This window comes from Bartonella japonica, from assembly GCF_040545385.1.
Classification (GTDB): domain Bacteria; phylum Pseudomonadota; class Alphaproteobacteria; order Rhizobiales; family Rhizobiaceae; genus Bartonella; species Bartonella japonica.
In genome coordinates, this window is sequence record NZ_JBEPLT010000002.1 from 85,768 (window position 1) to 105,177 (window position 19,410).

The 19,410-nt window shown below is 37.5% G+C and carries 18 protein-coding genes and 1 pseudogene; 15 read left to right on the forward strand and 4 right to left on the reverse strand.

The window, feature by feature from the left end; translation table 11 throughout:
* Positions 1-8: 8 nt before the first annotated feature.
* Positions 9-1,013, forward strand: coding sequence for a 4-hydroxybenzoate octaprenyltransferase (gene ubiA, locus ABID39_RS01970; RefSeq protein WP_354185519.1), 1,005 nt, complete (start codon positions 9-11; stop codon positions 1,011-1,013).
* A 597-nt stretch (positions 1,014-1,610) separates the two neighbouring features.
* Here ubiA and pdxH read toward each other — a convergent pair.
* Positions 1,611-2,228 (reverse strand): pyridoxamine 5'-phosphate oxidase, encoded by a 618-nt coding sequence (gene pdxH, locus ABID39_RS01975; protein WP_354185521.1) that lies wholly within the window; start codon positions 2,226-2,228, stop codon positions 1,611-1,613.
* A 333-nt stretch (positions 2,229-2,561) separates the two neighbouring features.
* On the opposite strand from pdxH, the gene ABID39_RS01980 reads away from it, so the two are divergent.
* The 10 genes and pseudogenes from ABID39_RS01980 (at position 2,562) to ABID39_RS02025 (ending at position 11,531) form a co-directional block, all read left to right on the forward strand.
* On the forward strand, positions 2,562-3,464 hold the full coding sequence (locus ABID39_RS01980) for a DnaJ C-terminal domain-containing protein (RefSeq protein WP_354185523.1): 903 nt from the start codon (positions 2,562-2,564) through the stop codon (positions 3,462-3,464).
* A 122-nt stretch (positions 3,465-3,586) separates the two neighbouring features.
* Positions 3,587-4,402 carry an enoyl-ACP reductase FabI gene (gene fabI, locus ABID39_RS01985; protein ID WP_354185525.1) on the forward strand — a complete coding sequence of 272 codons (816 nt, stop codon included), beginning with the start codon at positions 3,587-3,589 and terminating at the stop codon, positions 4,400-4,402.
* 145 nt (positions 4,403-4,547) lie between these two features.
* Positions 4,548-5,636 (forward strand): chorismate synthase, encoded by a 1,089-nt coding sequence (aroC, locus tag ABID39_RS01990; protein ID WP_354185527.1) that lies wholly within the window; start codon positions 4,548-4,550, stop codon positions 5,634-5,636.
* Between the two features lie 15 nt (positions 5,637-5,651).
* Positions 5,652-6,758, forward strand: coding sequence for a 3,4-dihydroxy-2-butanone-4-phosphate synthase (gene ribB, locus ABID39_RS01995; RefSeq protein ID WP_354185529.1), 1,107 nt, complete (start codon positions 5,652-5,654; stop codon positions 6,756-6,758).
* Positions 6,759-6,765: 7 nt separating this feature from the next.
* Entirely contained in the window at positions 6,766-7,020 is a 255-nt protein-coding gene (locus tag ABID39_RS02000) for an exodeoxyribonuclease VII small subunit (protein WP_354185531.1), read from the forward strand.
* A 225-nt stretch (positions 7,021-7,245) separates the two neighbouring features.
* Positions 7,246-9,162: a 1-deoxy-D-xylulose-5-phosphate synthase gene (dxs, locus tag ABID39_RS02005; protein WP_354185533.1), complete on the forward strand. Its 1,917-nt coding sequence runs from the start codon at positions 7,246-7,248 to the stop codon at positions 9,160-9,162.
* Positions 9,163-9,169: 7 nt separating this feature from the next.
* Positions 9,170-9,916: a TlyA family RNA methyltransferase gene (locus ABID39_RS02010; protein ID WP_354185535.1), complete on the forward strand. Its 747-nt coding sequence runs from the start codon at positions 9,170-9,172 to the stop codon at positions 9,914-9,916.
* Positions 9,913-11,136 (forward strand): annotated as a pseudogene (locus ABID39_RS02015) (class I SAM-dependent RNA methyltransferase). Before ABID39_RS02010 ends, ABID39_RS02015 begins: the two are co-directional and overlap by 4 nt.
* A gap of 17 nt (positions 11,137-11,153) precedes the next feature.
* Positions 11,154-11,324 (forward strand): helix-turn-helix domain-containing protein, encoded by a 171-nt coding sequence (locus tag ABID39_RS02020; RefSeq protein ID WP_354185627.1) that lies wholly within the window; start codon positions 11,154-11,156, stop codon positions 11,322-11,324.
* A 3-nt stretch (positions 11,325-11,327) separates the two neighbouring features.
* The gene (locus ABID39_RS02025; protein WP_354185537.1) at positions 11,328-11,531 is read left to right on the forward strand and encodes a hypothetical protein; all 204 of its coding nucleotides are present in this window, start codon (positions 11,328-11,330) and stop codon (positions 11,529-11,531) included.
* Positions 11,532-12,104: 573 nt separating this feature from the next.
* On the opposite strand, the gene tldD is transcribed toward ABID39_RS02025, so the two are convergent.
* Together tldD and ABID39_RS02035 are read right to left on the reverse strand one after the other, a co-directional pair.
* Positions 12,105-13,520, reverse strand: a complete 1,416-nt coding sequence (tldD, locus tag ABID39_RS02030; RefSeq protein WP_354185539.1) for a metalloprotease TldD — start codon at positions 13,518-13,520, stop codon at positions 12,105-12,107.
* Positions 13,521-13,624: 104 nt separating this feature from the next.
* Positions 13,625-14,167 (reverse strand): invasion associated locus B family protein, encoded by a 543-nt coding sequence (locus ABID39_RS02035; protein WP_354185541.1) that lies wholly within the window; start codon positions 14,165-14,167, stop codon positions 13,625-13,627.
* Between the two features lie 405 nt (positions 14,168-14,572).
* Between ABID39_RS02035 and cyoE the strand changes: the two genes are divergently transcribed.
* From cyoE to rnhA, 4 genes are all read left to right on the forward strand, one after another.
* On the forward strand, positions 14,573-15,511 hold the full coding sequence (gene cyoE, locus ABID39_RS02040) for a heme o synthase (RefSeq protein ID WP_354185543.1): 939 nt from the start codon (positions 14,573-14,575) through the stop codon (positions 15,509-15,511).
* 450 nt (positions 15,512-15,961) lie between these two features.
* On the forward strand, positions 15,962-17,017 hold the full coding sequence (ispH, locus tag ABID39_RS02045) for a 4-hydroxy-3-methylbut-2-enyl diphosphate reductase (RefSeq protein ID WP_354185545.1): 1,056 nt from the start codon (positions 15,962-15,964) through the stop codon (positions 17,015-17,017).
* Complete coding sequence (locus ABID39_RS02050) at positions 17,017-17,976, forward strand: homoserine kinase (protein ID WP_354185547.1); 960 nt, start codon at positions 17,017-17,019, stop codon at positions 17,974-17,976. The genes ispH and ABID39_RS02050 overlap by 1 nt, the downstream gene beginning before the upstream one ends.
* Before the next feature lie 5 nt (positions 17,977-17,981).
* Positions 17,982-18,449 (forward strand): ribonuclease HI, encoded by a 468-nt coding sequence (rnhA, locus tag ABID39_RS02055; RefSeq protein ID WP_354185549.1) that lies wholly within the window; start codon positions 17,982-17,984, stop codon positions 18,447-18,449.
* 28 nt (positions 18,450-18,477) lie between these two features.
* On the opposite strand, the gene ABID39_RS02060 is transcribed toward rnhA, so the two are convergent.
* Positions 18,478-19,356, reverse strand: coding sequence for a protein-disulfide reductase DsbD domain-containing protein (locus ABID39_RS02060; RefSeq protein ID WP_354185551.1), 879 nt, complete (start codon positions 19,354-19,356; stop codon positions 18,478-18,480).
* Positions 19,357-19,410 lie beyond the last annotated feature (54 nt).

A 19,410-nucleotide genomic window follows, 5' to 3' on the forward strand; every position in this document is an offset into this window, starting at 1 on the left:
ATTATTTGATGAAAAAAAATAAAAATATTGCACATATTCAATCATGCGAGCATCAGGGACGGGTTTTTGATGCATCCTCCAAGCAATGGGTCTACCAGTTTCTTCCTTCTTCTTTGTGGTTTTATGCTCAATTGGCACGTTGGGACCGTCCTATCGGATGGCAGTTATTGATGTGGCCTTGTTTTTGGTCAACAACAATGGCTTTTCTTTCTTACGAAATGCACTCATTGCCTCTTTTATCAATGTTATTTCATTGGTTTTGGTATCTCTTTCTTTTTTTACTAGGTTCTATTGCTATGCGGGGTGCAGGGTGTACTTGGAATGATCTTATCGATCATAAAATTGATTCTCAGGTGGAGAGAACACGTTCTCGCCCATTGCCTACAGGTCATGTGAGTCGGTTTCAGGCAAAAATTTTTATTTTAGTGCAATGTTTGGTTGGTTTAGGCGTTTTATCACAATTTAATAAATTTAGTTTTTTCCTAGGGATATCGTCATTGATAGCGGTTGCTCTCTATCCTTTTATGAAACGAGTAACATATTGGCCGCAGCTTTTTTTAGGTATTGCGTTTAATTGGGGGGCATTAATGGGGTGGGCAGTCGTATATGAAAATTTAAGTTGGGCACCGATTTTACTTTATGCAGGATCAATTTTATGGACAATAGGGTATGATACAATTTATGCACACCAAGATAAAGAGGATGATGCGACTGTTGGTGTACGTTCCACAGCACTTCTTTTTGGTAAAGGTACTAAGCGTGCTTTGGTATTTTTGTACAGCGGCTTTATAATATTCGTTAGCTTAGCATTTTATTTGGCAAAGGTCCCAATTATGAGCTTTTTAGGGATTTTTGTAGCGAGTGTTCACTTGTTCATTCAAATTAAAGTCATTGATATAGATGATAATGCACAATGTCTAAAGCTTTTCAAATCAAATTCATTCATTGGTTTTGTGATTTTTGCTAGTTTGGTGTGTGGCGGTCTATGGATGATACTTTATCCTGCTGTTTAAAATTAAAAAAATAAAATTATACGTTATGTATGTGATGCTGAAATGGACCTGTATCATATGATGGGTGAAAGTAAGTGAAATGAAAATCGAAGAACAATTTCATTCTTTTGTTCTTTGTAACTTTCATAATCTGTTTGCAGTTTATGATTGAGATTTTTTATCACAACCTTGGAGTTCTTCTCCTATGTTTTCCATGGAATATTGCAATGAGGTTAAATTTTATCTATTTCCAAGAATGAACGAAAACAGATTTGAGTGAGGATATCTGAACCAATCATTTCTCTTTTTATGAAAATTATACCTTGTCACTTATGTTATCAGAACTAAGATATGAAAGATCATTTTACTTTTTAAAATACTGCGGATTACTTTGATTAAGGGAATACTAGATATAGTTTTTGCAGTTGATTCAGCTTTTATAGCTGTAACCTTTCTTCCAGTGGTGCTGGAGAAAAGGACTACAATTTGAAATTTTACATAGAAAATAGAATTCTTTAGTTTAGCTGCAATTTTGCAATTTAAAGATTTCTTTTTGGTTTTGCAAAGATTTGTCAAATCTTTATGAATATTAATTCTCATGCTGTTAATCTTGAAAGATTAGGGATAGAGCTTTTGTATTTGCCAATCATTTTGTTCAACAGAATTGCGTGTAAAGAGTAAACGATCATGTAAACGGAATGGACGGTCACGCCAGAATTCAATAGAAAGGGGTTGGACTCGAAATCCGGACCAATAAGGTGGACGCGGGATATTTCCGATTGCATAACGCATTGTATATTGAGCAATTGCTTGTTCGAGAATAAAACGATTTTCCAATGGTTGGGATTGTTTGGATGCCCATGCGCCAATTTGATTGCCGCGTGGTCGGGATTGGAAATATGCATCTGCTTCTTGAATGTTGACTTTTTTGACAATCCCCCGAATCCTGATCTGACGGCGAAGTGATTTCCAATGAAACCCTAAGGATGCTTTCATGGATTTTAAAATTTCTTGTCCTTTTTGGCTTTCATAGTTTGTATAGAAGACAAAACCTTGAGGACTGTAATCTTTAAGGAGGACCATACGAACATTAGGCAAGCCTGTTTCATCGACTGTTGCTAATGCCATAGCATTAGGATCATTTATTTCACTTACTGTTGCCTCTTCAAGCCACTTTGCAAAAAGTGCAAAAGGTTTTTGTATTTGCATAGAATCATCTTGTACTTTATTACTCATAGTATCTCCGAGTATCAGTGCACATGAGTGATGAAGCTTTTTTATTTGCTTTATCATCAAGAAACAACGTGCTGTTTTTCTTATTTCAAAAAGCCAATATTGTCACATACCATTAACGCCATTATATTACTATGATGGTATTAAAATCATTTTTATTTTTAGCATAAAATGCAATGAACTATGAAATAAAATACCTATTTATCTGGTATTTTTACTTCTTTATAGACATATAATTAAAAGAGAATAGTCATTCTTAAAAAAACTAATGGAGATATGAGAGAAATAACATATCAGTTGATATTTTGAAAATGAAAAAATTGAAAAGAGGATAATATGCGTGATCCTTACACGATTTTGGGTGTAGCACGTACCGCAAAACCACAAGAGATTAAATCGGCATTTAGAAGGTTAGCAAAGAAGTATCATCCAGATCACAATACGGGTGATACAAAGGCTAAAGAAAAATTTTCTGAAATTAATCAAGCTTATGAAATTATAGGTGATAAAGACAAAAAAGCACAATTTGATCGTGGTGAAATTGATATGGAAGGACGACCACTTTATCAAACCTATGGTGCGGATGAAAGTTTTCGCAAGAGATATCATTCTTTTTCAGGAGGTGCGAAGGGATTTGATTTTGGTTCTTCAGGCGGTGCAGGTTTTGATGCGAGCGATATTTTTCGCGATTTATTTGGTAGAGGAGGGGGGGGGTCAAATTCTACACAACATAATCGGTCTCAACAAGGAGCTCATGTTCGTGCTCATCTTTCTGTTACATTGGAGCAGTTGGTTGGTGCTGAAAAGGTAGAAGCTGTTTTTCCTAATGGAAAAAAGTTAAAAATTAAGCTTCCAGATTACGTTGAAGATGGCCAAATCATTCGTTTAAAAGGCCAGGGAGAAGAAGTTGCTTATGGTCAAGCAGGAGATGCATTGGTAACCATTCAAATTCAAAAACATCCTCGTTTGCGGGTTGAAGGAAGGGCTCTCCATCTTGATTTGCCAGTTTCCTTGAAACATGCTGTTTTGGGGGCAAAGGAAGAAGTGGAAACTTTGGAAGGTCGTGTGGTTTTAACTATTCCTGCTTGGTCGAGTTCTGATCGCGTTTTACGGTTGAAGGAAAAAGGACTTCGTTTAAAAAATGGCAAAAGAGATGATCTTTATGTGCATGTTCGTATTATGTTGCCAGAGGGTAGAGATGCTGCCTTAGAACAATTCTTGCAAATGCAAAAAAGTTAGTTTTTGGATGATATAAAAGCATAGTTTTTGTTTGATTTTAAACCAATTGCTTGAAGAAAGAGTTGACCTATGCCATAGGGCAGATAAATAATATTAATTTTAATAGTAACAGGGCAGTGCTAATGGCTAAAGATAATGGTTTATTGTACGGCAAGCGTGGTTTAATTTTGGGATTAGCTAATAATCGCTCTATCGCGTGGGGGATAGCAAAGGCGGCTAGTGCGGCTGGAGCAGAGCTCGCTTTTACCTATCAGGGTGAAGCGATGAAAAAGCGTGTTCAGCCTTTGGCTGCAGAAGTACAAGGGTTTATTTGTGGTCATTGTGATGTTTCTGATAGTGCATCTATTGATGCAGTTTTTAAAACGATAGAGGAGAGATGGGGAAAGCTTGATTTTTTAATTCATGCAATCGGTTTTTCTGATAAAGATGAATTAAGCGGTCGTTATATTGATATCAGCGAATCGAATTTTATGATGACCATGAATATTTCCGTTTACTCCTTAACAGCTTTAGCGAAGCGTGCGGAAAAATTAATGTCGGATGGCGGTTCGATTTTAACACTGACCTATTATGGTGCAGAAAAGGTTGTTCCCAATTATAACGTGATGGGAGTTGCAAAAGCGGCTCTTGAAGCAAGTGTAAAATACCTTGCCGTAGATTTAGGTCCTAGAAATATTCGTGTTAATGCTATTTCTGCTGGACCAATCAAAACGTTAGCTGCTTCTGGCATTGGTGATTTCCGTTATATTTTAAAATGGAATGAATATAATGCTCCTTTACGTCGTACCGTGACAATAGAAGAAGTAGGTGATTCTGCTCTTTATTTCCTTTCAAATTTGTCTCGTTCTGTTACAGGTGAAGTGCATCATGTGGATTCAGGTTATAATATCATAGGTATGAAAGCTGTTGATGCACCAGACATTTCTGTCGTTAAATAATGAAGTTTGATCTATAGACTCGCTTCGACAATGGTGATTTGACCGAATTTAAAACAGTCTACTATATTTTGAGAAAGGCTGTTTGTATACAACTCAATATGCTTTGTGGTTTGCATATATTTGACGAAGAAATGGTTTATTTTTCATGTCGCATAATACATTTGGTCATTTGTTTCGTGTAACAACATGGGGAGAAAGTCATGGTGTTGCTCTTGGTTGTATCATTGATGGTTGTCCTCCAGGAATTGTTTTCACTCTTTCAGAAATTCAATCTTATCTCAATAAACGTCGACCAGGGCAGTCCAAATATACAACACAGCGTAAAGAGTTAGATCAGGTAGAGGTTCTTTCAGGGGTTATTGTTCAAGACGATGGAATAACATTGCTAACAACAGGAACACCAATTTCCCTATTGATACACAATGCAGATCAGCGTTCTAAGGATTATGATTCCATTGCTGATCAGTATCGTCCTGGTCATGCAGATTATACTTATGATGTTAAATATGGTATTCGTGATTTTCGAGGTGGCGGACGTGCTTCAGCGCGTGAGACAGCAGCGCGTGTTGCGGCAGGTGCTATTGCGCGTAAAATTGTTCCTGATTTGATCGTACGAGGAGCTGTGATAGCCATTGGCTCCCATAATATTAATCGCGATCGTTGGAATTGGTCAGAGGTTGATAACAATCCTTTTTTTACACCTGATGCAGAGATGGTGCAGGTTTTTAGTGATTATATAGAGAAAATACGCAAAGATGGTTCGTCCATTGGGGCTGTTGTTGAAATTGTTGCAGAAAATGTTCCAGCAGGTTTAGGAGCACCTGTTTATGCAAAACTTGATCAAGATATAGCGTCATTACTTATGTCGATTAATGCGGTAAAGGGGGTTGAAATAGGTGATGGTTTTGCAGCAGCTTGCTTGACAGGAGAAGAAAATGCGGATGAAATGCGGATGGGAAATGATGGGAAGCCACTTTTTTTATCCAATCACGCAGGTGGTATTTTAGGTGGAATATCGAGTGGGCAGCCAATTATCGCACGCTTTGCTGTGAAACCTACTTCATCAATTTTAACAGCTCGTCGTTCGATTGATATTAATGGTAATGATGTAAAGGTTATAACAAAGGGACGCCATGATCCTTGTGTGGGAATTCGTGCTGTTCCTGTTGGTGAAGCGATGGTTGCTTGTGCTATCGCTGACCATTATCTAAGGCATCGCGGTCAGGTTGGGTGATTCGAGAGGTGAATAATGGTATATGACGAAAAAAATATTGTTTCTGCACTTCGGGCTTTTGAACGCGGTGAAATCGTTGTGGTTACCGATGATGATGACCGTGAAAATGAAGGTGATTTAACGGTTGCTGCTACCCATTGTACAGAAGAAAAAATGGCGTTTATCATTCGTCATACAACAGGCATTGTTTGTGCTCCTATGCCAAAAGAAGAAGCACAACGGTTTAATCTTGTCCCTATGGTGTCTGATAACCATTCTGCGCATCGTACTCAATTTACAGTTACAGTTGATTTTAAACATGGAATAACAACGGGAATTTCAGCACATGATCGCACATTAGCAGTGCGTAATCTTGCTAATTCAAATGCTGGTCCGAACGATTTTATTCGTCCAGGACATATTTTTCCTTTGATTGCGCATGAAGGGGGAGTTCTAATGCGTTCAGGCCATACGGAGGCAGCCGTTGATTTATGTAAATTAGTTGGTTTGCCGCCAGTTGGTGTTATCGGTGAGCTGGTCAATGATGATGGAAGCGTTAAATGTGGAGATGAGATTACAAAATTCGCGCAAGAACATCGATTGCATAAAATAACGGTTGCAGATTTAATAGCTTATCGCCAGCGTAAAGAAATCTTAATCAAGCATGTTGGAGAAATGCCTATTGAAACATCAATAGGATCAGCCGTTGTTCACAGTTATCAACTTCCTTGGGAAACAGTGCAACATATTGCAATCGTTTTTGGTGATATCTGTGAAGGTGAGAATATTCCTGTCTGCTTGCAGCATGAAAATGTTTTAAATAATGTTTTGGGTCAGTCTTCAGATATTACGACTATCATGCAACGTATAATGGAAAAAGAAAAGCGCGGCGTGTTTGTTTATTTGCGTGAAGGGGCTGTTAGTGTACAATCAGCTTTTGGCATTCAGGGTGTGGTGAGAGAAGGTTTAGAAAACCACGCTCAGGCAGTTAAACGTGAAGAAGAGTGGCGTAAAATTGGTTTAGGATCACAAATTTTAAAACATTTAGGGATTCATTCTGTTATTGTTTATGCTCTCAAAGAGTGCCATTTCATGGATTTAGAAGGTTTTGGAATTCATATATCCAGAACAGATATTTTGTGAGAATTGTATGAAAAAAGAAGTAGAAAATGATGATATTGCGTCTTTAAGTTTTGAACAAGCACTTAAGCAGCTTGAGGATATTGTTGAAAATTTGGAACGTGGAGATATTCCGTTAGAACGATCAATTGATATTTATGAGCGCGGTGAAGCTCTTAAAAAGCATTGTGAGCGACTTCTGAAAGTGGCTGAAGCTAAAGTTGAGAAGATTCAACTTTCAGATGAAGGGCATCCAGAGAGTGTAACGCCTCTAGATTCTGAGTAATCTTCAGTAGTTTTGGGGTATTTGTTCAAGATAAGAGACGCAATAATGTCATTAAGAAGACGCATTTTATTGGTTTCTTTTGTATAAAATAAGTTAGAGATGGAGAAAGTCATAGAGTATCGCTTACAGAGAATATTTTTTAGTAAAAACATGCAAAGCGATAAATGAGAAAAACATATTTTTACCATTTCACTTTCTTGATGAGATCATATTGAGGAGTTTTTTTTGTCTGGGACATTGACGCCATTACTTGACCGTATTTGTTTACCGCGTGATTTACGGGCATTGCCTGAGTCCGATTTGGCAATATTAGCTGATGAACTGCGGGCGGAAACAATTGATGCGGTTTCTGTCACGGGTGGTCATCTTGGTGCGGGGCTAGGTGTTGTTGAACTCACTGTCGCGCTACATTATGTTTTTAATACACCTGAGGATAGAATTATTTGGGATGTTGGTCATCAAGCCTATCCGCATAAAATTTTAACAGGTCGTAGAGATAGAATTCGTACATTGCGTCAAGAGGGTGGGTTATCAGGTTTCACGAAGCGTTCAGAAAGTGTGTATGATCCATTTGGTGCTGGTCATTCTTCTACGTCTATTTCAGCGGGTCTTGGCATGGCAGTGGTGAGCGCTTTGAAAGCAGAGAAAAGGCGAAATATTATTTCTGTGATTGGTGATGGTGCTATGTCTGCTGGTATGGCATATGAAGCGATGAATAATGCTGGTGCTTTAGATGCGCGTTTGATTGTTATTCTTAATGATAACGATATGTCTATTGCCTCTCCTACAGGTGCTATGAGTGCGCATCTTGCACGATTGGTTTCCCGTCCTGCTTACCGTAGTTTGCGTGAACGGATAAAAATGTTTAGCGAAAAATTGCCAAAGTTTTTTCTGGAAAAAGCGCGTCGTTCAGAGGAGTTTGCACGGGGTTTGTTGGTTGGTGGAACCTTGTTTGATGAGCTTGGTTTTTATTATGTTGGGCCAATAGATGGTCATAATTTAAGGCATTTGTTACCTGTTTTAAAAAATGTTCGTGAATATCCTCATGGTCCTGTTTTGGTACATGTGGTTACGCATAAAGGGAAAGGATATGCACCTGCGGAAGCATCATCTGATAAATATCATGGTGTTAATCGTTTTGATATTATAACAGGTAAACAGGTGAAAGCGCGAAGCAATGCTCTTCCTTATACGAAGGTATTTTCTAAGGCTTTAATGGAAGAAGCTATGCATGATGATAAGATTGTGAGTATAACGGCAGCTATGCCAACGGGAACAGGTCTTGATGCTTTTGCTGAAAAATTTCCTGAAAGAATGTTTGATGTTGGTATTGCTGAGCAGCATGCCGTAACTTTTGCTGCTGGTATTGCTTGCGAAGGGTATAAGCCTTTTGTTGCGATTTATTCTACTTTTTTACAGCGTGCTTATGATCAGATTATCCATGATGTATCGATTCAAAAATTGCCTGTGCGTTTTGCTATTGATCGAGCGGGTTTTGTCGGGGCAGATGGTGCGACGCATGCTGGTAGTTTTGATATTGTTTTTTTAGCTACTCTTCCTGAGTTTGTTGTTATGGCACCTTCTGATGAAGTTGAATTGATGCATATGGTACGTACTGCTGCAGCTTATGATAAGGGACCAATTTCTTTTCGTTATCCACGTGGTGAAGGTATTGGTATGGATTTACCACAACGCGGTGAGTTACTAGAAATTGGAAAAGGGCGTGTTCTACGTGAAGGGAACAAGGTAGCTTTGGTTTGTTTTGGAACGCGGATGTCGGAAGTCTTGGTGGCTGCTGATACGTTGGCATCGGAAGGATTGTCAACAACGGTTGCAGATGCACGCTTTGCAAAACCTTTAGATAAGGATTTGATGCGTCATTTGGCTCGTGAGCATGAAGTATTAGTGACAATTGAAGAAGGGGCAATAGGAGGATTTGGAGCGCACTTATTACAATTTTTGGCGCAAGAAGGACTCTTAGAACATGGTTTGAAAGTCCGCACATTAAAATTTCCTGATGAATATTTGAATCATGGTTTACCAGAGAAAGTTCTTTCACGTGTTGGGCTTGATGCTGTTGGCATTGTCAACACGGTTTTCGCTGTTTTGGGACGTAAAATGCAAACAGTGCAGAAAATTTGAGTATAAAATGGCCGCTAAAAAAAGGTTTGATATTCTTTTAGTTGAAAAAAACTTTTTTACCTCACGATCACGGGCACGTGATGCGATTATGCGCAAAACCGTTAAGGTTAATGGTGAAATTATTTTCAAGGCTGGGCAAATCATTTCTGATGATGCAGAGATTATCGTTTGTGATCCGGCACAAAATTATGTTTCACGTGCAGCATTAAAGTTAATCAGTGCACTTGATGCGTTTCCTATTGTAACGGATAAAGTGACTGCCATTGATATTGGCGCATCAACAGGTGGTTTTACACAGGTTCTTTTAGAACGTGGAGCGGCTCATGTTATTGCTGTTGATGTAGGTCATCATCAATTGGATGCGCGTTTATCTAGTAATAGTGCGATAACTTTATTAGAAGGTTTAAATGTTAGAGATTTAAAACAAGAACATTTAGGGGGACGGAAAATTGATCTCATTGTTTCAGATGTCAGCTTTATTTCTCTCAAACTTGCATTGCCTCCTGTTTTGTCTTTAGCCAAGAAAGGAGCTCAAGCTGTTTTGTTGGTAAAACCTCAATTTGAGGTTGGGCGTGGTCATTTGGGCAAGGGAGGAATATTAAAAGATCCATCCATGGCGAAAGAAACTGCTGAAAAGCTTTTTGATTGGTTAAATTTGCAAAGAGGATGGAGTGCAAAAGATATGCTTCTCTCACCTATTGTGGGTGGTGATGGTAATTTGGAATATTTGTTATTCGGAGAAAAACAAGAGTGAATGACAATGTCAGAATTGATCATATTGGGGTGAATGGTAATGGTATCATAAAGACATTGCATGGCCTTGTTTCTGTTCCTTTCACCTTACCAGGAGAATGTGTCGAAATTGCCATTCATGGAAAAAATGCTACACTGATCGCATTAAAGGAAAAATCACCAGAACGCATTGATGCTCTTTGTCAGCATTTTGGAGAATGTGGAGGATGTGCACTTCAGCATTGGCATGCTGATGCTTATCGCGCATGGAAACGACAACTGGTCGTTGATGCACTGAAAGAATATGGACTTGATCATGTTGTTTCGCCTTTATATGAATGTAAGCCTTATAGCCGCCGGCGAATGACTTTAACGGCATCCATGACACCACAAGGTTATAAGATTGGTTTTAATCGTCATCTCATCTCATGATGTTGTGGCTCTTAAGGAATGTCCAGTAAGTCAGTCAGAAATTATATCTAAATTGAATGATATTAGAGTGCTCTGTGCTTTTCTCTGTAATCAGGTGACATCCGCGTTGAAAATGGTTTAGATGTTGCTCTAAGTGGCTGTGTTATACGCCATGAGTCCATTCGTCAAAAAATGATACATGCAGCTCTTTTGTGTGGGATTACGAGGTTGTCTGTTGAAGGTGAAATTTTGGTCGAACGAGAAAAACCATTGGTTTGCTTTGCAGATATTTATGTCGAATTTCCATCTGGTGGTTTTCTTCAAGCGACGTCTGAGGCAGAAAACATCATGGGTGATATTATTTTGACTCATTTAAAAAAGGCAAGAAATGCTGTTGATTTGTTTTCAGGGATAGGAACATTTACTTTACGGATGGCTAAAAAGGTGAATGTTCATGCGGTAGAAAATAATGAAGCGGCGTTAGCAAATTTAGATTCAGCAGCACGTTCCACGACTGGTTTAAAAACAGTGACTTGTGAAAAACGTGATCTCTTTCGTCGTCCGCTTTCTGCAAAGGAGCTTGCGTATTTTGAGTATGTTGTTTTTGATCCTCCACGTGCTGGGGCAGAAGAACAGGTGCGTGAACTAGCGAAAACAAAAATTCCATGCATGATAGCTATTTCATGCAATCCTGTTACATTTGCACGTGATGTGTCTCTTCTTGTTGCAGGTGGTTACACAATAGAACAGATTATACCGATAGATCAATTTTTATGGTCACCACATGTTGAAGTTATTGCTGTTTTAAGGAGACGAAAGGGAGCTTTCTGATCGCTTTATTAGATACAATTCCAAAATCTTCATTTGAAGAAGGTGAAGTTCCTATTGTTTTCAAGAGTAATAAACGTCGTGCTTGTGAAATAAAGCGCTGTGAAACATGTGTAAGTGTATTGTTTTTACATCTCTATGATATTAGTTTGATTATTATGTGCGATTCTGCCAACTTCAAGCAGTGCTAACTAGTGCGTAATATTGATAAGGATATCACAACAGCTTGTGGGATCAATGTACGTATTTTTATTATATGGTATTATGAACTTACACGAAAAGTGGATGAAATATTGGTTCTCGTAGGAAGAAAGAAGAGCCTTAGCGATGTTTTCGTGGATTGGCTCGGTAAATTAGAGTATCTTATGAGTTTAAAAAACAAGGCGTTATGGTTGTAAAATCTTTTGAAGAAGGCATGAAAATAAAAAAAGCATAATTCTAGTATTCGCATGTGTTTAGCGGGAGGTTTTATTGTTTCTCTAAGAGATAAAGATAATAATTTAAGCACGCTTCGGATGGTCAATTCTAATTTCAAATCTTTTATGAAAGACGGAAAAAACAGGAGTGTTTTACCATTGTTGGTTCTGGTGGTAGAGAGTCTGCTCTTAATAATGATTTAGAAAAAATTTCCTATTGCAAAGGTAAAGCAAAGACAAGTTGGATACTCTCGTATAAATCAAATTTTTTGAGTGTCGTTGAAATTTAAAATTAAGTTAATTTAACATTATGATAGATGCCAACAAGCAACAAATTAATTTACAATGACAATGTATCGATTCTCAGGTTGGATTAGGGCACTATATTCACTAATAATTTTTTATTTTTAGCTATCTTAATTTTAAGAAAAAATATTGATTAGCACATTAATAGGAGTGGTATATGTTTAAAAAGTATCACTCTATAGCCATCATGAATTCTTATCGTACAAGAGAAGATACAATATTAAAAATAGGTAACTATAAGGTATGTGTTTATAAGTGCACCCCTCCAATCGTCATATTATTCATTCGTAGATGAGGTTGCCCAACACCAACAGGAACATTTTGACCAGCTTTTCCACACATACCAATACCATTGTCTAATTTGCTATCATTGCCGATCATTGTAATACGTTTCATAGCATCTGGTCCGTTTCCAATAAGGGTTGCACCTTTAATTGGTGCGACAATTTTGCCATTTTCTACTCGGTAAGCTTCTGTACATTCAAAGACAAATTTCCCAGAAGTAATATCAACTTGCCCTCCACCAAATGAGACAGCATATATGCCACTTTTAAGTGAGGATAGAATTTCTTCAGGTGTTTTGTTTCCTCCTAGCATCATAGTATTAGTCATTCGCGGTATTGGTGCGTATGCATAGGATTCACGTCGTCCATTTCCAGTTGGATTCATTCCCATGAGTCGGGCATTGAGTCTATCTTGCATGAAACCGACAAGTTTTCCATCTTCAATAAGAACGTTATATCCTGATGGAGTCCCTTCATCATCAATGGTAAGTGAGCCGCGGCATTGAGGGATTGTACCATCATCGACAATTGTTACGCCTTTTGCAGCAACTTGTTGACCTAAAAGTCCAGAAAAAGCAGATGTTTTTTTGCGATTAAAATCACCTTCTAAACCATGTCCTACAGCTTCATGAAGCATAACACCAGGCCATCCATTGGCTAAAACAACATCAAATGTTCCTGCTGGTGCAGCTTCTGCTTCTAAGTTTGTTAAAGCCATACGTAAAGCTTCATCAGCAGCTTTTTTCCAATTTTCTTCGTGAATGAATTGGCTAAATGTTTGTCGTCCACCGCATCCATAGAAGCCATTTTCACGTCGATCACCTTTCGCAGCAACGACAGATACAGAAAGTCTAACAAGAGGACGAATATCGCGAACGATATGCCCATCTGCACGTAAAATTTCCACGTGTTGTAATGATCCGGAAAGTGAAATAGTTGCTTGGTGTACCTTATCATTTTGGGTACGTAAATAGGCATCAATTTTCTGCAAAAGTGCGCTTTTTTCTTGGAAAGATGGAGCATCAAGAGGATTATGTGGTTGATAAAGTTTTTTATTTGTTTGTTGAGGTGCTACGCTATAGGGGCCTGCTTGATTGTTATAGGTAACAGCTTTTGCTGCTTCACTAGCACGTTTAAGAGCAGCGGCTGATAATTCACTAGAATGCGCATATCCAGTAGCCTCTCCAGCAACAACGCGCATACCAAATCCCATATCTTGATGGAATGAGCCATTTTTAAGCTGTCCATTATCAAATAAAAGAGCTTCGCTTTCTGTATATTCAAGATAAAGTTCACCATCATCAGCATGATGAAGCGTTTCTTGTACAAGTGATTGCACTTTAGAGGAAGCAATATCAAAATGATCAATCAGCGATTTCATAGTGGATATCCTATTTTCACGAATTTTTAAAAGATTTCCATTTACTTTATTTGAGAATTTATAAAGTACGCAAGAGATTCACATAGTTCAATGTGTACACATGATTATTCTGTTGGCAGGGTTGCATAGGCATCACTAAGACCATAGAGATCTACAAGTCCTCCAATTGCTTGCTCTGGAGTTGTAAAAATAAAGTATGTTGCCATTTTACCTTTTAAAAAGAGTTGTAGGACTTCTTCTTTAAGGAGAGCTTCAGCAATACAATTGTCACCAATACAACGGCGATATTCTACCCTTCCTATATCTTTCTCGTCAATTTTAATTCCAACACCAGGGCGTAGTTCGACGCGGATTGGAACAAAAATACGCATCAAATCTCCCTGATTTTTAGGAAGTTTATAAAACATAATACGCAGAGTAATGTCATGACGATCTTTTATGTGTACATTTTGCACAATTTCACATTGCATATTGGGTGTGCCTGGTGGCAAAGAACAAACTTTTGTCCATGCACCATAGGTTTGTGGAGCAGGAACATCTTGTATATTGGATGTTTGCGCAAATGCATGATTGATAAAAATATTATAGAATGCGTAAAGAACTGCACAAACAAAGAAAGTCTTTTTTAGCAATTGATAAAATACCACAGAAAATCCTAATCATCCCACCGCTATGCTCTCATGCATAGCCGTGTATAAAAATAATATCAAGCTGGAATTGTAACACAAAACCATTATCTATTTAATCATATTAATTCGTATGCACAACATAAAAGCAAAAGTAGAAAAAACAGTGTGTCGTAAATACAGTAAGATCCTTAGAGTTGCTTTTATGGTGTGTGGTGTATTTTTACGATAGTTTGTAATGTAAGAAGTAATCACTGTTAAAAAAGTGTGTTTTTGTTGCAAATATTTCCATCTGTTTTTAGAAATGATGGGTAAGAGAAGTATCCTATATGTTCTTAAAAACACTATGATATGAGATATCAACGGGTTTATGTCCTAAATAGTTTTTGTTATGGGTAACAAAAATAGAAAGGTTTTTTGATTGGGATGTCTATTTCAGGAAAAATATCGGTTGCAGATGATAAGTCAATTCCACCAAAAGCGAGTATTGGTGATTACATTACATTATTGAAACCACGCGTTATGTCTCTGGTTGTGTTTACAGCTTTGGTAGGATTTCTTGTGTCGCCTGCACATGTGAGTCCATTTTATGGTTTTTTAGCAATTTTGTGTATTGCTGTAGGGGGAGGTGCTGCAGGGGCACTTAATATGTGGTATGACGCTGACATTGATGCGGTGATGGAACGTACTAAAAATCGCCCCATTCCAATGGGTAAAATTAGCCCTAAGAAGGCATTTATTTTTGGTATGGTTCTTGCTACGCTATCTGTCTTGGTTATGGGGTTCTGCATTAATTGGTTTGCAGCGCTTTTTCTTGCGTTTACAATTTTCTTTTATGTTGTTATCTATACAATTTGGTTAAAGCGTTTAACACCACAAAATATCGTTATTGGCGGTGCATCTGGAGCTTTCCCACCAATGATTGGATGGGTTGCGGCAACGGGCACGGTGAGTGTTGAGTGCTTTTTATTATTTTTAATCATTTTTATGTGGACCCCACCGCATTTTTGGTCTCTTTCTTTATTTTCATCTCTTGATTACGAGGCAGCAGGCGTTCCTATGATGCCGAATATACGAGGTGAAAATTCAGCGAAAAAACAGATCTTATTTTATACTGTTCTTATGGTAATATGTGCGGTAGGGCCTTATATTATCGGTCTTGGAGGGGTTTTTTATGGGATTTTTTCGACAATTTTAGGTATTATTTTTATTCATTTATCTTATCGTTTGTGGAAAGCTGATACGCATGATGCAACTATTTTAATGGCGAGAAAAACATTTTTCTTTTCATTATTTTATTTGGCTGCTCTCTTTGGAATTCTTTTGATTGAATTTTTATATGTTTTTTTACGATCTCTCTCTTAGCAAACAGCTAACAATCAAAACAATAAATTATCATAAGGATAAAGCATTATACAAGTATTGATTCTATTGCATTTTTTGATATTCATTCCAGCTGTTTTTGAATCTTTTTATTGATTTAAAAGTAAGTTTTTTACGGTGTGCACTGTTTTGTATAAAAAATAGCATTGTTAGTTCAGAAAAAGAGTATTCTCAATGGTTGGATATTTAGGGATTTGTTTGTGGCTTTTCGGAGAAAAAATTTCATCTGTGATGGTATTTTCAATACAGAGAAATGAAATTACAAGCTTAAAAGAGCTTTGCTTAAAAAAATGCTATAAGAATACGCTATATGGTATGTTCTTACAAAAGAAGGTGGTATTGTGCATTTTTCTCTTTGAACTGTTTTTTTGTAATGCATAACGATGGCTTGTTTAGAACTATGAGAAAATTTATAGATATTAAGGATGGTTTATGTCTGTTCTTCCTCCTTTAACAATACGTCTTTGCTGTCCGCGTGGGTTTTGTGCAGGAGTTGATCGTGCTATTCAGATTGTCATTCTTGCTTTGAAAAAATACGGGGCTCCAGTATATGTGCGCCATGAAATTGTGCATAACCGCTATGTGGTTGAAGGATTGCAACAACGTGGAGCCATTTTTGTTGAAGAACTTGCTGAGATTCCGGAAAAATACCGCAGCCAACCTGTTGTATTTTCTGCCCATGGTGTGCCAAAATCTGTACCAGAAGAGGCGCGTCGCTATAATTTGTTCTACCTCGATGCAACATGTCCGCTGGTTTCTAAAGTTCATAAACAGGCGATAAGACATCAACGCTATGGTCGTCATGTTATATTGATTGGGCATTCTGGTCATCCTGAGGTAGTGGGAACAATGGGACAGCTTGAAGAAGGGGCTGTGACCTTGATTGAAACGATCGAAGATGCTTTACATTATCAACCGGATGAACCGGATAAATTAGGATTTGTAACGCAAACGACGCTTTCTGTTGAAGATACAGCAGGGATTCTTGAAGTGTTACAACAACGTTTTCCCTCCTTAGAAGCTCCAGTTGCTGAATCGATTTGCTATGCGACCACAAATCGACAAGATGCCGTTAAGGCAGCAGCGTTGGGGAGTGATTTATTTTTAATTGTTGGGGCACCAAATTCTTCTAATTCGCGACGTTTGGTGGAAGTTGCTGAAAGATTTGGTGCAAAACAAGCTGTTTTAGTTCAGCGTGCTGATGAAATTGATTTTGATCGTCTAGGATCTCTTTCCGTTGTGAGTCTTTCAGCAGGTGCGTCTGCACCAGAGATTATTATTGATGAAATCATTTCAGCTTTTCGTAAGCGTTATAATGTTACGATAGAATTAGCTGAAACAGTGGTGGAAACGGAAAAGTTTTTGGTTAGCCGCGAATTACGTGACGTTACTTTAACTCCTCAAGACATGTTTTTTGTTAATGGTCGAGCTGAAACACTGAGAAATGAAACTGAGGAGATGCATATATCTATAACGAAAGCAAAATAATGGCAGTTTATACAGATATTCATCCAAATGATTTAAAGATATTTTTGACACATTATTCGATAGGTTCACTTTTATCTTACCAAGGCATAGTAGAGGGAATCGAAAATTCTAATTTCATATTATATACAACGGAGGGGAAGTTTATTCTCACGCTTTATGAAAAACGTATTTCAAAAGATGATTTGCCTTTTTTTTGTAACCTTATGCAATATTTGGGGCAGCGTGGAATCCCTTGTCCTCAACTCGTAGAGCAAAATGATGGGACAACGATAGGTGAATTAGCAGAACGTTCCGCAGCTATTATTACTTTCCTAGAAGGAGTGTCCGTTGATCATCCCGATATATATCATTGTGGTGAAGTAGGTTCTAGTTTAGCGCAATTGCATTTAGCAGGGAAGGATTTTACACTGAGGCGTAAAAATACTCTTTCTGTTGTAGACTGGAAGTTATTGTGGGAACATTGCCAAACAAGCAAAGATGCGTTGTTAAAAGAGTTTGGGCAAAAAATTGACAGGGAACTAGCCTTTTTACAAGAAAATTGGCCAACAAACTTACCAACAGGTATTATTCACGCTGACTTATTTAATGACAACGTGTTTTTTTCAAATCATCGTCTTTCAGGGATTATAGATTTCTATTTCGCTTGTAATGATTTTTTGGCTTATGATTTAGCGATCTGTTTGAATGCTTGGTGTTTTGAACAGGACCATTCCTATAATCTTACCAAAGCACGCAAATTATTAGAAAATTATCAAAAAATAAAACCATTACTTCCCTTAGAATTGAATGCAATGATTTTACTGGCACGTGGTGCATCTTTACGCTTTTTACTCACACGTCTTTATGATTGGTTTAATACACCATCAGAGAGCTTTGTTGTTAAGAAAGATCCATGGGAATATTGGCACAAGCTTTGTTTTTTTAGTAATATAGGTTCACTGAGTAAGTTGGGTTTTTAAATTGTATGTTAAATCAGAAAAAAGTCGTTAAAATTTATACAGATGGTGCTTGCTCTGGAAATCCTGGGGTTGGAGGTTGGGGGGCAATTTTGCGTTGGAATGGTCACGAACGTGAACTTTATGGTGGAGAAGCATACACGACCAACAATCAAATGGAATTGATGGCAGCAATTTGTGCGTTAAAGGTACTTAAAGAACCTTGTTCGGTCGATCTTTATACAGATTCAGTTTATGTACGCAACGGTATCTCTACATGGCTTGAAGGTTGGAAGAAAAATAATTGGCGTACTACATCAAAAAATCCTGTAAAAAATATGGAATTATGGCAAGCTCTTGAAGATATCTGTTCTTATCATACTGTCAGATGGCATTGGGTAAAAGGGCATGCAGGGCATGTTGATAATGAACGTGCAGATGCTCTTGCACGAAAAGCAATCACTGAATATCGTGAGAATGGATATTTTTCAAAATAATCTTTTTACAGGCTTTTCCTTATTATGATCATGGAAGTAAAAGGGAATCTGGTTGCATAGAGAGTAAAAATGTCCCACTGAAAGCATGATCTTTAAAAGGAACTGTATAAAAAATTGAGTGTTTTTTTTCATCTGGGATAAAGTAGAGTGGAGCACTAAAGAGAGTATATTCTACTGTTTCATTTATTTTTTTTGCTGGTCCAATCTGCATTTCTCCCCCATCTAAAAAGAGGGAAGAAGGTGGTATTTCATTATTATTTTGAATTTTTATAATGAGGGTATCGGTTTTTTTTTCAGCGCTGATTGTAAATTTATGATCTGTGGTATGGGGTAAAGTATCTTGAGCCTTCTTTAACAAAGATAAAGGGAGAAGTTCGTTTTTTTGAACAGATGGAGAAAAATCAAAATCAACAGTGATTGGAAGACAGATTTTATGACATAAACCAAGAGTTAAAGAACCACTTAAATTTTTATTTGAACCAGCAATACGAAAAGGTAATACGACTTTATCTTTATAGCCTAATGACCAATCATTTTCTGTTTCATAAAGTTGGGGTGTGGGATAAAAGATTTCGTAAGAAACCTGTTGGTTAAAATTAAAAAATGGTGCTATGCCTGAATTACCTGGATTACGCCAGTAGGTTTTCCATCCTGGTTTCAGAACGACTTCAATAATGCCATCTCTTATTCCAGAAGAAGAGGGGGGCGTCATTGCTAATCTAATGCGTCCACCATCTGTTTCATGCCAAGAAGTTGCAAAAAGATATATGTTTTGTGTTGTTTGAGCTCTGGCAGAAATATGAAATAATTCTAAAATTATGTATGTTAAGCTTAAAGTAACGAAAAGTTTTTTATAAAGACAAATGGCAATATTATGTAAATTTGTAAATATTTGAATTTTTTTCATTGGAGATTTATTTTCCTGTTGTATTAACGAACATGAATTTTACCATGGAAATTA

What these genes read in the sequence shown, in the direction of transcription:
- tldD (WP_354185539.1), bottom strand. Translation starts at nt 13,520, where the DNA reads ATGAAATCGCTGATTGATCATTTTGATATTGCTTCCTCTAAAGTGCAA.
- ispH (WP_354185545.1), top strand. Translation starts at nt 15,962, where the DNA reads ATGTCTGTTCTTCCTCCTTTAACAATACGTCTTTGCTGTCCGCGTGGG.
- ABID39_RS01980 (WP_354185523.1), top strand. Translation starts at nt 2,562, where the DNA reads ATGCGTGATCCTTACACGATTTTGGGTGTAGCACGTACCGCAAAACCA.
- aroC (WP_354185527.1), top strand. Translation starts at nt 4,548, where the DNA reads ATGTCGCATAATACATTTGGTCATTTGTTTCGTGTAACAACATGGGGA.
- ABID39_RS02010 (WP_354185535.1), top strand. Translation starts at nt 9,170, where the DNA reads ATGGCCGCTAAAAAAAGGTTTGATATTCTTTTAGTTGAAAAAAACTTT.
- cyoE (WP_354185543.1), top strand. Translation starts at nt 14,573, where the DNA reads ATGTCTATTTCAGGAAAAATATCGGTTGCAGATGATAAGTCAATTCCA.
- rnhA (WP_354185549.1), top strand. Translation starts at nt 17,982, where the DNA reads ATGTTAAATCAGAAAAAAGTCGTTAAAATTTATACAGATGGTGCTTGC.
- ABID39_RS02050 (WP_354185547.1), top strand. Translation starts at nt 17,017, where the DNA reads ATGGCAGTTTATACAGATATTCATCCAAATGATTTAAAGATATTTTTG.
- pdxH (WP_354185521.1), bottom strand. Translation starts at nt 2,228, where the DNA reads ATGAGTAATAAAGTACAAGATGATTCTATGCAAATACAAAAACCTTTT.
- ribB (WP_354185529.1), top strand. Translation starts at nt 5,652, where the DNA reads ATGGTATATGACGAAAAAAATATTGTTTCTGCACTTCGGGCTTTTGAA.
- ABID39_RS02000 (WP_354185531.1), top strand. Translation starts at nt 6,766, where the DNA reads ATGAAAAAAGAAGTAGAAAATGATGATATTGCGTCTTTAAGTTTTGAA.
- fabI (WP_354185525.1), top strand. Translation starts at nt 3,587, where the DNA reads ATGGCTAAAGATAATGGTTTATTGTACGGCAAGCGTGGTTTAATTTTG.
- ABID39_RS02060 (WP_354185551.1), bottom strand. Translation starts at nt 19,356, where the DNA reads ATGAAAAAAATTCAAATATTTACAAATTTACATAATATTGCCATTTGT.
- ubiA (WP_354185519.1), top strand. Translation starts at nt 9, where the DNA reads ATGAAAAAAAATAAAAATATTGCACATATTCAATCATGCGAGCATCAG.